This window comes from Oribacterium sinus, assembly GCF_963537195.1.
Taxonomy (GTDB): Bacteria; Bacillota; Clostridia; order Lachnospirales; family Lachnospiraceae; genus Oribacterium; species Oribacterium sinus_A.
In genome coordinates, this window is sequence record NZ_CAUTEG010000012.1 from 20012 (window position 1) to 34566 (window position 14555).

Consider the following 14555-nt stretch of genomic DNA (forward strand, 5'->3'; position numbering starts at 1 on the left):
TTGAAAAACTCTACAAGTGTTGTTAAAATGCTGACAAGCACCATAAATAAGGCATGTTCAGAGAGCGCGAAAGCCACCGAAGAGGCAAGTTGTTGAAAAACGATGAATCTTTCAGGTAAAAGGATGAATATGTTGGGGACTCTGAATCTAATGAAACAGGGGATGCGAGAAATTTCTCGTTCCCCTGTTTTGTGTTTGTAGAAAGGAGAAGTGTAATGAGAACCTTAGTGATTGTTACCAATAACCCTTTGGTGAAGGAAAATGTACCGAAGAAATATCCAAGCGTGAAGATAGAGATTGACTACAAGGAGATTTCTTTCATGGATACCCTTAAGGCGGTACGGGATATGGTACATATGGGAGGAAAGATTCTGACCCATCCTTTAGATGGCTCCATTAAACCCAATGAAACTCCGTACGAATCTGTACTTCTGGACAAGACACCGGAAGAAGGATTTGATATGAAGTCCCTGGATTTGATTGAGTATGCCTTGAATACCTGTGAGAAGTTCGAAGAAAACGAACGAATTCACGAGGAAAAGGTACAGAAGGATTTTCAGACCTTGGACTGGACCCTGCTGGACAGCGGGTTAGAGTCTTTAGTGTTACATTAAGGACATAAAGGAGCAGTTAGGCATTGTGCTTGGCGCTTTTTATGAATCATACTTAAAAGGAGGAAATGAAAGTGAAGCTGGAATTAGGTAAGATTTTCATTAATGACATCCAGTTTGCCGAGAAAACAGAAATCAAAGACCACGTTCTCTATGTATCCAAGAAAGAACTGAGCGAAGTTTTTCTGTCAGAAGAGAAGATTAAAGAAGTGGAATTTGATGTGGCAAGACCTGGTGAATCCGTTCGTATCACACCGGTTAAGGATGTGATTGAGCCAAGAGTAAAGGTAGAAGGAAAGGGCGGCGTATTCCCCGGAGTGGTTGCTCCTGTAGATACCGTAGGATCCGGAAAGACCTATTGCTTAAAGGGAATGGCAGTAATTACTGCAGGACCTATCGTTGGTTTCCAGGAGGGTGTTATCGATATGTGCGGACTTGGAGCAGAGTATACTCCGTTCTCCAAGACTGTAAACCTCACCTGTGTATGCAAGCCGGTAGAGGGAACAGAGTCCCATGACTACGAGCAGGCTGTTCGTTTGGCAGGCTTGAAGACTGCTGCATTTATTGCAGAGAAGGCTAAAGAGCTTACTCCTGATGAGACTAAGGTATATGAGACTTTGGATCTGATGGAAGGCGCTAAGGCATTCCCGGATCTTCCAAGAGTTGGATATGTTCAGATGCTTCAGTCCCAGGGATTGCTTCATGACACCTATGTTTACGGCGTAGATGCGAAGAAGATTCTTCCCACCATTCTGTATCCGACAGAGTCTATGGACGGCGCTATCATTTCCGGAAACTGCGTATCCGCTTGTGATAAGAACCCAAGCTATGTTCACGAGAACAACCCTGTTATAGAGGATCTTTTCGAAGAGCACGGCAAGACCATTAACTTTGTGGCTCATATTATTACCAACGAGAACGTTTACCTTGCTGATAAAGAGCGTTCCTCCAACCAGACCGCTAAGCTCTGCAAGATGCTTCACTTAGATGCGGTAATCATCACTGAGGAAGGATTCGGAAACCCGGATACCGACTTAATCATGAACTGTAAGAAGATTGAGGCTGAGGGAATCAAGACGGTAATCATCACTGATGAGTATGCAGGAAGAGACGGAAAGTCTCAGTCCTTGGCAGATGCGGATGTGGCAGCCAATGCTTTAGTTACCGGTGGAAATGCTAACCAGCTTATCACCCTTCCGAAGTTGGATAAGGTAATCGGAACTCTGGATTACATGACCAAGATTGCGGGAGCTAGTGATACTACAGTGAAGGCTGACGGTTCCTTGGAAGTAGAAATTCAGGTTATTACCGGTGCTACCTCTGAGGTTGGCTTTAACAAGCTGAGTGCAAGATAAGGAGAAGAAAATGGGAAAATTAAAGGTTGTTCAATATATTAACCAGTTCTTCGCTCAGGTCGGTGGAGAGGATAAGGCAGACTATCCTATGGAGTACCATGAGGGCGCTATGGGACCGGGACTTGCTTTCCAGCAGGCTTTCGGTGATGAGGCTGAAATCGTTGGAACCATCGTTTGCGGAGATAGCTACTTCGGTGAGAATACCGATAAGGTAAAGCCGGAGATTTTAAAGAAGGTTGCTGAGCTTAAGCCGGATTTATTCATTGCAGGTCCTGCATTCAATGCCGGCCGTTATGGATTTGCCTGCGCTACTATTGCTGCAGCAGTTCAGGAAGAACTTCACATCCCTGTTATAACAGGTATGTATGTTGAGAACCCGGGAGCTGACGAGGCAAAGAGCAAGATTTATATCGTTTCTACCAAAAACAGTGCAGCCGGAATGAGAGATGCCGTGAAGAAGATGGCGCCTCTTGGCTTGAAGCTTGCCAGAGGAGAGAAGATCGGTTCCTCCAAGGAGGAGGGATATATCCCACAGGGAATCCGTGTAAACTTCTTCGAGGAGAAGAGAGGATCAAAGCGTGCGGTAGAGATGCTTTTGGCTAAGATTTCCGGTAAGGAATTTACCACAGAGTATCCAATGCCTTCCTTCGACCGTGTGGCTCCAATGCCCGCTATCAAGGATATGTCTAAGGCTACCATCGCTTTAGTAACTTCCGGCGGTATTGTTCCAAAGGGCAATCCGGATCATATTGAATCTTCCAACGCTACTCGTTACGGTGAGTACAGCTTAAAGGGCGTAAATGACTTAACAGCAGAGACCTATGAGACTGCTCACGGCGGATATGACCCCAGCTATGCAAATCAGGATGCCGACAGAGTATTACCTGTTGACGTTCTTAGAGATTTAGAGAAGGAAGGAAAGATCGGAAAGCTTTACGATTACTTCTATACCACGGTAGGTAACGGAACTGCAGTAGCTTCTGCTAAGAAGTTTGCTGAGGAAATCGGTGCAAAACTTAAGAAGGACCATGTAGATGCGGTCATTCTTACCAGCACGTGAGGAACCTGTACACGTTGCGGTGCAACAATGGTAAAAGGTATCGAAGCAACAGGAATTCCTGTAGTACACATTTGTACAGTTACACCTATCTCTATGACAGTAGGTGCTAACCGTATCGTTCCGGCAATCGCTATTCCTCACCCACTGGGAAATCCGGCTATGAAACCGGAAGAGGAGAAGGCTCTGAGAAGAAAGATTGTAGAGAAGTCCTTAAAGGCTCTTTGCACAGAAGTTTCCGATCAGACTATTTTCAAGTAAGCTTGTGTTTTGTAAAAACACTGCGTAATACTCATTCTTCAGGGCAGAGACCCTGCCCTGAAGAAATTTTATATAAGGAATATAAACCGAACACTATAACAATTATTTATTATACTTTGAACTTTTTTTATCTCTAAAAAGAGAGAAGGCTATTGAGAAAGAAAAGCTGTTTTTGTTATCATAACAAAGACCATTCCTATCGGCTACACACAAGATAGACGTAGTCTGTTTTGTATAATCATATATTATTAATATCTAAAGGAGAGAAAAACCATGTCCAAGATTTATGACGTGCTTATTCTGGGAGCAGGCCCCGGAGGATTGGCTGCAGGTCTTTATGCAGGAAGAGCCAGACTTTCCACCTTGATTGTGGAGAAGGGACAGGATGGCGGACAGATTGCCATTACCGATTCTATCGAGAACTATCCGGGACAGATTGTGGAAGGTGAATCCGGTCCTTCTCTGATTAAGAGAATGACTGAGCAGGCAGAGCGTTTTGGCTGTGAAAGAGCTCATGATACCATCAAGGCTGTAGAATTGGACGGAGATGTTAAAAGACTCATCGGTACCAAGGAGACCTACGAGGGTAAGACTCTGATTATTGCCACAGGAGCTAATCCACGTCCAATCGGATGTAAGGGAGAGAAGGAATTCTTAGGAAAAGGCGTTTCCTACTGTGCAACCTGTGATGCCAACTTCTTCGAGGATCTTCCCGTATTTGTAGTAGGCGGCGGAGACTCTGCGGTGGAAGAGGCTATGTATTTGACAAAGTTTGCAAGCTCCGTTACTCTTATTCACAGAAGACATGAGTTGAGAGCGGCAAAGTCTATTCAGGAGAGAGCTTTCCAGAATGAGAAGCTGCATATTATGTGGGATACCGTAGTAGAAGAGCTGTCCGGAGATGATATTCTTCAGAAGATTAAGGTGAAGAATGTAGTTACCGGAGAAGAACAGGTATTGGAAGCCAGTGAAGAGGACGGAATGTTCGGAATTTTCGGATTTATCGGCAGAATTCCTACTACAGAGATTTTCCAGGAAAGCAATCTGGAAATGGATGACAGAGGATATATCCCTACAGACGAAGATATGCACACCAATATTCCCGGCGTTTTCACCGTTGGAGATGTACGTGTAAAGAGTCTTAGACAAGTGGTTACTGCTGCTGCGGATGGTGCTATTGCAGCCACCCAGGCAGAGAAATATATTAACGAACACAAATAAAGGAGGACAAGATGTTAGAGGTTGATAAGAATACCTTCGAAGAGGAAGTGCTGAAGGCATCCGGCTATGTATTTGTAGATTTCTTCGGAGATGGATGTGTTCCCTGTGCTGCACTTATGCCATTCGTACATTCTTTGGCTGACAAGTATGAGGGTAAGTTAAAGTTCACTTCTCTGAATACTACAAAGGCTAGAAGATTGGCTATCGGCCAGAAGATTTTAGGACTTCCCGTTATGGCTATCTATAAGGATGGACAGAAGGTGGAAGAGCTGGTTAAGGATGATGCAACAGAAGAGTCCATCCAGAAGATGGTTGAAAAGTATGTTGCTTTAAACCAGTAAGCAATCATTTAATTTGCGTATTTGACGAAAGTCATTACGATACATATCTTTAAAGAAAGGAGAGAAAAGATGGCTATTTTAAAGGGTAAAAAAGTTATCATCATCGGTGACCGTGACGGTGTACCAGGACCTGCTATTCAGGCTTGTGTAGAGACCGCCGGCGGAGAAGTAGTATTTGCTTCTACCGAGTGCTTCGTTTGAACGAGCGCAGGCGCAATGGACTTGGAAAATCAAAAGAGAGTAAAGGATTTTGCTGATAAGTTCGGACCAGAGAATCTGGTTGTTGTACTTGGCGCTGCTGAGGGAGAGGCTGCAGGACTTGCAGCTGAGACCGTTACAGCAGGGGATCCTACTTTTGCCGGCCCATTGACTGGGGTCCAGCTTGGACTCACGGTATATCATGTTTGCGAACCAGAGTTGAAGGCAGAGTTTGACGAATCTGTTTATGAAGACCAGGTTAGTATGATGGAAATGGTTTTAGATGTAGACGATATTGTCAACGAAATGAATAGTATTCGCTCTGAATATTGCAAGTACCTTTAAAACCGAGGGAGCTTTTTACGGGCTCCCTTTTTTCTCAAAATTCTTTTCAAAAAAAGTACTAAAAATAGAAAAAGAACTATCTTTTCTTTGGTAAATTTGTAAAACTTAACAATAAATTATGAGGTGATCAAAATGAATAGTGTCATTAAAGGTTCCGGATATTGTTTGGCATATACTCCCGGCTTGATGTTGCAGCACGGCTCCACCATTGTGCAGGAAAGACTGGTAAATCCTGACGGTGAGTTCTTAAAGGAAATGGGAAAGCACGTTCGTAGCTTTGAGGATTGTGTAGCTTACTGGCCAAACCAGGCATATATCGGAAACAAGACTCCCGAGGAGTTTGCCAAGGTGGAGTTCCCCTATTTCGATAAGAAGGTAGAAAATGCCAACCGTTATGGTCATTTCGGAGAGATTATGCCGGAGAACGAGTTCCTTCTTTTGGCACAGGCTTGTGACTGCTTTGAGGTTTTCTATTTGGATAAGGACTTCGTAGCAGCAAACAAGGGAGAGCTTGCTAAGGATCCTGTAATCACAGAAGCAATCCTTGCCAGAGTACAAGAAGGTGTAGAGAATTCCGTGATTAAGGGATTTGTGGATGCTCATGAGGCAGAGCCTCTTTTCTATGAAGGTAAGCTGGTAGGATGCGTAAAGAGAGCCCATGATATTGACGTAAACCTTTCCGCTGAAGTAATGCTGGAGAACTTGATGAACAAGGCAAGCTCCGTTTTGGCTGTTCTTCACTCCTTAAAGTCCTCCAATGTAGACCCGCTTTCCATTGAATATGTTATTGACTGTTCCGAGGAAGCCTGCGGAGACGTAAACCAGAGAGGTGGCGGAAACTTTGCGAAGGCTGTAGCGGAGATTGCAGGACTGGAGAATGCTACCGGCTCCGATGCAAGAGGCTTCTGTGCCGGACCTTCCCATGCTATGATTGAGGCAGCTTCTTTGGTAAAGGCAGGCGCTTTCCATACCGTACTTGTAATCGGCGGAGGTTGCGTACCTAAGCTTGCCATGAACGGAAAAGACCATGTAAAGAAAGAGCTTCCCATGCTGGAGGATTGCTTGGGCTCCTTCTCTGTAGTAGTTTCTGAAAATGACGGCGTTTCCGCAGAAATCAACCTGGATGTTATTGGAAGACATACCGTTGGAACAGGTGCCGCACCACAGAACGTTATCGGTTCCTTAGTAGCGGATCCTTTGGAGAAGGCAGGCCTTACTGTAAATGATGTGGATAAGTTCTCTCCTGAGATGCAGAATGCGGATATTACCAAGCCTGCCGGAGCCGGAGATGTTCCTATGGCAAACTATAAGATGATTGCTGCTCTTGCTGTTAAGAAGGGATGGCTTGAGAAGGCTGATTTAGCAAAGTTCTGTGAGGAGAAGGGCCTGGTAGGATATGCTCCAACCCAGGGTCATATTCCTTCCGGTGTTCCTTATGTGGGATTTGCCAAGGAAAGCATTGAAAAGGGAGATATGGAGAGAGTTATGATTATCGGAAAGGGATCTCTCTTCCTTGGCCGTATGACAAACCTCTTTGACGGTGTCTCCTTCCTGATTCAGAAAAATACCGGAAAGGGTCAGGGCGGAGCAGTATCTGAAGAAGAAATCCGTTCCTTAATCGCGAAATCCATGAAGGAATTTGCACAGTCTATTTTGGGCGCATAGAAGAAAGGGTGAGAATTATGGCAAAAGAAATAAAAGAGCTCATTGCGGATACCTTTTTGGCTATGGCGGAAGGTTTGGAAACAGGCTCTTTTTCTAAGAAACCGAGAATTGCTTTAACAGGTATGGGCTCGGAGCACGGAGAGGAAAATTCCATGAAGGCTGCAGTGGATGCGGCTAAGGATGGCGTGGACGTACTCTATATCGGTTCTTTGAAAAATGATGCGGTAGAAACCCTTGTGGTGGACAATGATGAAGAGGGACATGACAAGATGGATGCTCTTTTAAAGGAGCATAAGATTGACGGTGCGGTAACCATGCACTATCCCTTCCCCATCGGTGTATCCACTGTAGGAAGAGCCATTACTCCTGCATTCGGTAAGGAGATGTTCATTGCCAATACTACAGGAACCTCCAGTACAGATCGTATTGAAGGAATGGTGAAGAATGCCCTTTACGGAATCATCACAGCAAAGGCTTGCGGAATCAAAGAGCCTACTGTAGGTATTTTAAATGTAGACGGTGCAAGACAGACAGAGAAGGCCTTAAAGAAATTACAGTCCAATGGCTATCCTCTTCACTTCGCAGAGTCCTCCAGATCCGACGGCGGTGCGGTTCTTCGTGGAAATGACGTTCTTCGGGGAACACCGGATGTATTGGTGTGTGATTCCTTAACCGGAAACGTATTGTCCAAGATGCTATCTTCCTTCAACACCGGAGGCTCTTTCGAGGCTCAGGGCTTTGGTTATGGTCCGGGAATCGGAGAGAACTATAACCAGCTGGTGATGATTGTATCCAGAGCTTCCGGAGCACCGGTTTTGGCGAATGCTCTTCGCTTTGCAAGAGATCTGATTAAGGGCAATGTCTTTGCGGTAGCGAAGGAAGAGTTTGCATTGGCAAAGAAAGCCGGCTTAGATGGCATTCTTGCAGAAATCAGAGAGGCAAATAAGCCAAAGGAGCAGGGAGAATCTGTTCCCATGCCGGCAAAGGAGATTGTTACCGCAGCTGTATACGGCATCGAAGTAACAGATTTGGATGATGCGGTATTGGAGCTTTGGAAAGAAAAGATTTATGCGGAATCCGGAATGGGCTGTACAGGGCCGATTATCCGCGTTTCTGAAAGCAATTTAGCAAAGTCTGAAGAGATTTTAAGAGCAAAGGGATACATTTCCTAATCTCTCTCGGAGAAAGTATATAACTTTCGGGCTGTTCTCCTTCCTTTGGAGAAGGTGTCTTAAAGAAAGTCCGTAAAGAAAACAAAAGGCAGGGGTTGCCTATACAATTTGTGCACAATGCAGTTGTTTTGCGTACAATTTAGTTGTTATAGGCAAGCCCCGGGCCGATTGTATAAGAAGTGCAGCTGTGGGCATGACATACATTCTTGCGGTTACGCTTATTTTTGTACCCAAAAATGAAGGAAAAAGTGATTTTATACATAAACAGACTTGTTAAAAAATAAACAAAAAAGCTCGAGACAAGAAACGAAAAATAGTAAGAAATAACTAAAAAAATTTCCCTAATATCCGAAAAATAGATTGAATAGTATTCAATTATCGGATATAATGTGGAAACAATATAGAGGACAGTAACAATTAAACATCAGGGGAAAGGAGGAAGAACGAAACTATCAATTTGCTTTACATTCATCTTAAAAAATGAATGAATTAAAAGAAAAATAAGGAGTAGAATAATGGAAAAAAAGAGTTTGCAGTTCATGAAAGTGGTTAGCTTCTGTGGAGCTTGCATCGCTTTCTACATTGGGGCCGGATTTGCCACCATGCAAGAGATTATTCAGTACGTGGCTTCTTACGGATCAAAGCTATGGATTGTCATCGCTGTGAATGCAGCAATCTATATCTATACCGATCTTTCCTTCGCAACAAACGGAAATCGTTTGAAGCTAAAGAGAGGTGGAGATATTTACACCCACTATTGTGGAAAGTATATTGGAAACTTCTTCGACTACTTTTCAGCACTGTTCTGCTATGCCTGCTTTATCGTAATGTGTGGCGGAGCCAATGCTACAGCTGCACAGCAATGGGGACTTCCCAATGGTGTAGGAGCCGTAATCCTTACTGTATTTGTTATTGCTACCGTAATTTTCGGATTAGACGGTGTTATCGAAGCCTTAGGAAAGATTGGACCCATCATCGTATTTTTCATCCTTGTAGTTTCCGTTATCAGTATTTTTAACGGTGCAGGCAATTTCTGGGAGAATTTAAAGGCAGTAGATACCGGAACGCATAAAATTGTTCAGGTAGGTAACGGTAATCCCTTCCTCTCCGGAGCTTCCTATGCAGGCTTCATGCTTCTGTGGTTCGCCAGCTTTCTGGCAGAAATCGGTTCCAAGAACCGGGTAAAGGAAGTAAATATCGGAATGCTTTTCTCTGCAGCGTTCATTATGGGAACCATGGTGATTGCCAGCGTTGCATTGATTTCTCATATTGATGTAACCAGCCAGGCGGATATTCCCGCTTTAATCTTGGCAAATACCATTTCTCCTGCTTTGGCAAGTATTTTTGCGGTAATTATCTTCTGCGGAATTTATACCACCTCCGTTCCTCTTCTTTGGACCAGTATCGGAAGAATTGAGAAAGAAGGAACCAAGAAGTATAAGCTTTATACCGTAGTATTAGGAATTATCGGTTGCGTTATCGCTTGCTTCTTACCCTATCGTTCTTTGGTAAATGTGCTTTACGGATTGAACGGATACCTTGGATTTATTCTTGTAGCCTTCATGCTGGTATATGATATCCGCACAAGAATGAGCAAGAAGGTAAAGGTAGCAGCGGAAGAAGTAGCTCCTGCAGTAGTTTAATATAGCTGTAGGAGGAAGCATCAGCTTCCTTGCGGTATCAGAAATTTTGTTTGAAATAGAGTGTCCCGCATAAATTGCGGGGCACTTTTTTTAATAGCTCTTATCTTTCTTTTTTGGGAAATATAATTATTATTTAAGAAAATGTCGGAAATATACTAGCCTTTCTTGGCAATTTTCGGTAGAATAAGAAAAATATTTTCTGTATAAGGAGTAGAGTATGAGAAGAAAAACATGGATTCCCCTTTTGGCTTCGGCTATGGTTTTGGGGATGAGCCTGACAGCATTTGCAGGAACATGGAAAAGTAACGGTACCGGATGGTGGTATGAAAATGCGGATGGAAGCTATCTTACCGGTTGGAACTGGGTGGATGGAAACGGCGACGGTATTGCCGAGTCCTATTATTTTCAAAATGACGGATATCTCTTAACAAACACAACGGTGGAGGGGTATCAGGTAAACAGCGACGGTGCCTGGGTGGTAAATGGAGCCGTGCAAACCAAGGGTGTAGGAGCCTCCGCAGGGAATGCAGCGGCGCAGAATGATACGGTATTTTCCAGATTCGGTTCCAAGAAGGGCTTGGCAACAAGAGATACCCTTTTTGATGCCACTTCCGTGAGAGATTTAGGGGTAAAGCATATCATTTACAACTTTACCAACTATGAGCAAAACTTCATGGATAACTTCCGGAATACCAAGGCAAACGGGGTAAGTGTTACCGCCATTATGTTAAACACTCCGAGAAATAATCCGGAGCCCCAGTCTCTTCCTGATGGAATTAGCGGACAGGAAGCCCATTACTATGGCTATAATGTGGCCACACAGGCCGGAATCGATGCAACCACCAGGCTTGCCAATCGTTTTGCTTCCTTATATAAGGATTCCGTGGATAACTGGGTTATCGGGAATGAGATAAACTATCCTAACGTATGGAATTTTACTCCTCACAGCAGTATTGAAAACTATGCGGACCAGTATGCCCATGCTTTCCGCATTTGGTACACAGCCATTAAGCAGAATAACCCCTCTGCCAATGTATACATTCCCTTTGACTATGTTTGGACAGAGCATTCTCCTTCCGCAGGTTACTACAAGGCAAAGGACTTACTGCGTTTATTAAATGATAGACTACGGGATTTGGATTACGGTATTGCTTGGCATCCCTATCCGGAAGGACTTTCCGACCCGAACTTTGAGGATGACGGAAAGGCAACAAACAGTGAGAATTCTTTGATTATCAATATGAAGAACTTAAATGTTCTCACAGATTATTTACAGAAGCCGGAGTACCTTTCTCCAAGCGGTAAGGTAAGACACCTGATTCTTTCCGAGCAGGGCTTTAATGCCACCAATGAGGATGTGCAGGCAGACCAGATTGCCAAGGCTTATGACATTGCCAAGAATAATCCCTATGTGGAAGCCTTCTTCCTGGCCAGAGAGTATGACCAGCCGGGAGAGATGCACAATGTAGGGGGGGCATTGCAGGAGATGCACTTCGGATTAAAGGATGCCTATGAAAGAGGCGGAAGACCCAGAAAGGCTTATTTCGTGTATAAGAGTTTGCAGTAAAACAATAGAATAGAGAGTAGAGAAAATAGCTGACGGAAAGATTCCGGTCGGCTATTTTTGTGTCTTGATTTAAATGCCTGTATAAATGAAAAATGGAAATATAACAGAACGAGTTGTAAGCGAAATAAAGCTTGAATTTGCAAATATATGGGGGCTAAAATATAATCATTCTTGAGTTAAAGTAGAACAAAGGAAATCAGAGGAAAATCTGGAAAGTTTCTATCAGTTCAAGCTGACCCAATAAATGACCCAATAAATGACCCAATAAATGACCCAATAAAATCGGAAGAGAATACAGGAGGTTAACCATGCAAAATTTTGATTATCGGACACCTACAAGATTGATTTTCGGAAAAGATGTTATCGAAGAACTTCCGGAAGTAATGAAGCAGTTCGGAAAAAGGATTCTACTTAGCTACGGAAGTGGAAGTATCAAAAAGATTGGTCTTTATGACAAGGTAAAGGAGCTTTTAAAGGACTATGAGATTTATGAGCTTCCCGATATTCAACCCAATCCCAAGTATGATCCCAGCGTTCTTGACGGCGTGAAAATCTGTAAAGAAAAGAATATTGATGTGATTCTTGCGGTGGGAGGGGGCAGTGTATTGGACTGCACCAAGGCCATTGCCGCAGGGGCGAAGTATGAGGGAGATCCTTGGGATTTGATTACCTATAAGGTAAAGGCCAAGGAAGCACTTCCGATTGTGGATATTATTACTCTTGCTGCGACAGGCAGTGAGTATGATGCGGGAGGCGTAATTTCCAGAACCGAAACCAATGATAAGACGGGCTATAGTGATCCCCTGCTTTATCCTGTGGTTTCCTTCTTGGATCCTGTTTATACCTTTAGTGTATCCAAGAAGCAGACTGCAGCAGGCTGTGCGGATGCCATGAACCATATTTTCGAGCAGTATTTCTGTGAGGACTCTACCCTCTTAAATGACGGTTTTATGGAGTCTGCTTTAAAGAGCCTGATGATTAATACAAAGAAATGTCTGGAGAATCCGGAAGATTACACAGCTAGAGCAGAGATGATGCTTTGCTGTACCTATGGTTGTAACGGCATTTACTCCCTTGGAAACAGTGAATCCGGCTGGCCCTGCCACGGCATGGAACACGCTCTTTCCGCCTACTATGATATTACCCACGGAGAGGGCTTGGCTATTATCACGCCAAGATGGATGAAGCATATCTTAAATGAAAAGACGGTGGAGCGCTTTGTAAAGTACGGCATAAATGTATTTGGAATCGATGAGAAGCAAGATAAGTTTGCGATTGCGGAGCAGGCAATTGATGCAACCTACAAGTTCTTCGAATCCATTAACATTCCTATGCATCTTAAAGATGTGGGAATTGATGAGAGCAGAATCGACGAAATGGCAAAGCATGTTGCGGAAAATGAGGGACTGGAAGAGGCTTGGGCACCCCTTTTAGAGAAGGATATTGCGGAGATTTTCAGGGAATCACTATAAAAACGAAATGCCTTGAAGGACGGAATGCAACTAAATTAATTTCTACAGAATATAATGTAGTAACAATACATGGCTAAGCGCACTTTGGCGGCTGGCCATTTTTGTGTTGGTAGAGTAAATACATTGATGGGAGCGTTTATACCAGGGAAATAGCCCTAATCATAGGTATTCCGCTACAATGGCAAAAACAAGCAGTGATAAACTTATGCATTCTTGGCTCTAGAGTATTGATTGAGCCTTTGATAGGATGTATACTTCTATTAGACAAAAATGCGGAATCTGTATTTTTGTCTAATATGTGACGAGGTGCACCAATATGAAAATAGGTAGAGATGTATATTTGAATAAGCTTATTTCGAAAAGGCATAACGGATTAATTAAGGTTGTGACGGGTATGCGAAGATGTGGAAAATCATATCTTTTATTTAATCTTTTTAAAGAGTATTTGGTAAATGAAGGAGTTGCTGAAAATCATATTATTGAGATTGCGTTTGACTCTTTTGAGAATAAAAGGTATAGAGATCCGGAGGTCTTATTTCCATATATAATGGAGAAAATGTCGGATGAAAGAATGTATTATGTTCTGTTAGATGAAGTCCAGATGCTTGATGATTTTGAATCAGTTCTTAATAGCCTCGGAAGAAAGCAAAATGTAGATGTATATGTAACGGGAAGTAATGCAAAATTCTTATCAAAGGATATTATTACAGAATTTCGTGGACGTGGGGATGAAGTTCATATGTATCCTCTAACATTTGGCGAATTTATGAGCGTATATGATGGTGACAAACAAGAAGGCTGGAGGGATTATGTACTGTTTGGTGGAATACCGCTTGTCCTAGGTTTTGAAACGGCTGATCAGAAATCCGATTTTTTAAAATCCCTGTTTGAAGAAACCTACATTTCCGATATTACCGGAAGAAATAATATACGAAATAAGGCGGAATTAGAAGAACTTCTTAATATTTTATCGTCAGCAATTGGTTCTCTTACGAACCCAAGTAAGCTATCAGCGACATTTAAAAGTGTTAAGAACAAGTCCATAAGCAAAGATACGATAATCAAATATATAGATTATCTTAGAGATTCATTTCTTATAGATAGTGCAATTCGATATGATATTAAGGGCAAAAAGTACATTAATACTCCATCAAAGTATTACTTTACCGATCTGGGACTTAGGAATGCTAGACTTAATTTTAGGCAGGTGGAGGAGACTCACGTAATGGAAAACATTATATTTAATGAACTAAAAGTTCGTGGATATAATGTGGACGTAGGGGTTGTTGTGATGAATGAAGTAGATAAAAATGGTAAGAAAATTAGAAAACAGTTGGAAGTGGACTTCGTTTGCAATAAAGGCTCAAAGAGATTTTATATTCAATCGGCCTATGCATTACCTGATAAAGAAAAGATGGAACAGGAGCAACGTTCGTTGGTGAATACAGGCGATGGATTTAAAAAGATTATTATTACAAAGGATGCTGTGGCACCACTTTATAATGAAGAAGGCATATTGGTGATGAGCGTTTATGATTTTCTTCTTAATCCGGATAGTATGGAAATCTAAAAACAGGAGGAAAATATGCAAAACTTTGACTATCAAACCTCGACAAGACTCATTTTCGGAAAAGACGTAATTCAAGA

Annotated in this window: 12 protein-coding genes and 1 riboswitch; all 12 genes read left to right on the forward strand. The window is 42.8% G+C overall.

Translation table 11 applies throughout. The features are described 5' to 3' along the window. The first annotated feature begins 47 nt into the window (after positions 1-47). A riboswitch (glycine riboswitch) is annotated at positions 48-137 on the forward strand. A 78-nt stretch (positions 138-215) separates the two neighbouring features. The 12 genes from RYL27_RS02805 (at position 216) to RYL27_RS02860 (ending at position 14478) form a co-directional block, all read left to right on the forward strand. Further along, positions 216-614, forward strand: coding sequence for a GrdX family protein (locus tag RYL27_RS02805; protein ID WP_183683269.1), 399 nt, complete (start codon positions 216-218; stop codon positions 612-614). Positions 615-685: 71 nt separating this feature from the next. Next, a complete protein-coding gene (locus RYL27_RS02810; RefSeq protein ID WP_308578907.1) occupies positions 686-1966 on the forward strand; it encodes a glycine/sarcosine/betaine reductase component B subunit in 1281 nt (426 codons plus the stop codon). A gap of 10 nt (positions 1967-1976) precedes the next feature. Continuing rightward, positions 1977-3284 carry a glycine reductase complex selenoprotein B gene (gene grdB, locus RYL27_RS02815; RefSeq protein ID WP_183683265.1) on the forward strand — a complete coding sequence of 436 codons (1308 nt, stop codon included), beginning with the start codon at positions 1977-1979 and terminating at the stop codon, positions 3282-3284. Between the two features lie 273 nt (positions 3285-3557). Continuing rightward, positions 3558-4505: a thioredoxin-disulfide reductase gene (gene trxB / locus RYL27_RS02820; RefSeq protein ID WP_314965083.1), complete on the forward strand. Its 948-nt coding sequence runs from the start codon at positions 3558-3560 to the stop codon at positions 4503-4505. Positions 4506-4516: 11 nt separating this feature from the next. Then, on the forward strand, positions 4517-4846 hold the full coding sequence (trxA, locus tag RYL27_RS02825) for a thioredoxin TrxA (RefSeq protein ID WP_007157945.1): 330 nt from the start codon (positions 4517-4519) through the stop codon (positions 4844-4846). A gap of 69 nt (positions 4847-4915) precedes the next feature. Then, entirely contained in the window at positions 4916-5389 is a 474-nt protein-coding gene (gene grdA, locus RYL27_RS02830; protein ID WP_304071687.1) for a glycine/sarcosine/betaine reductase complex selenoprotein A, read from the forward strand. A gap of 132 nt (positions 5390-5521) precedes the next feature. After that, entirely contained in the window at positions 5522-7054 is a 1533-nt protein-coding gene (gene grdC, locus RYL27_RS02835) for a glycine/sarcosine/betaine reductase complex component C subunit beta (protein ID WP_314965086.1), read from the forward strand. Positions 7055-7071: 17 nt separating this feature from the next. Continuing rightward, a complete protein-coding gene (gene grdD, locus RYL27_RS02840) occupies positions 7072-8226 on the forward strand; it encodes a glycine/sarcosine/betaine reductase complex component C subunit alpha (RefSeq protein WP_314965088.1) in 1155 nt (384 codons plus the stop codon). 515 nt (positions 8227-8741) lie between these two features. Then, entirely contained in the window at positions 8742-9869 is a 1128-nt protein-coding gene (locus RYL27_RS02845; protein WP_314965090.1) for a YkvI family membrane protein, read from the forward strand. 217 nt (positions 9870-10086) lie between these two features. Then, positions 10087-11436, forward strand: coding sequence for a DUF5722 domain-containing protein (locus RYL27_RS02850; RefSeq protein WP_314965092.1), 1350 nt, complete (start codon positions 10087-10089; stop codon positions 11434-11436). A gap of 308 nt (positions 11437-11744) precedes the next feature. Further along, complete coding sequence (locus tag RYL27_RS02855; RefSeq protein WP_314965094.1) at positions 11745-12908, forward strand: iron-containing alcohol dehydrogenase; 1164 nt, start codon at positions 11745-11747, stop codon at positions 12906-12908. Between the two features lie 316 nt (positions 12909-13224). After that, the gene (locus tag RYL27_RS02860; protein ID WP_007157935.1) at positions 13225-14478 is read left to right on the forward strand and encodes an ATP-binding protein; all 1254 of its coding nucleotides are present in this window, start codon (positions 13225-13227) and stop codon (positions 14476-14478) included. Positions 14479-14555: the final 77 nt, after the last annotated feature.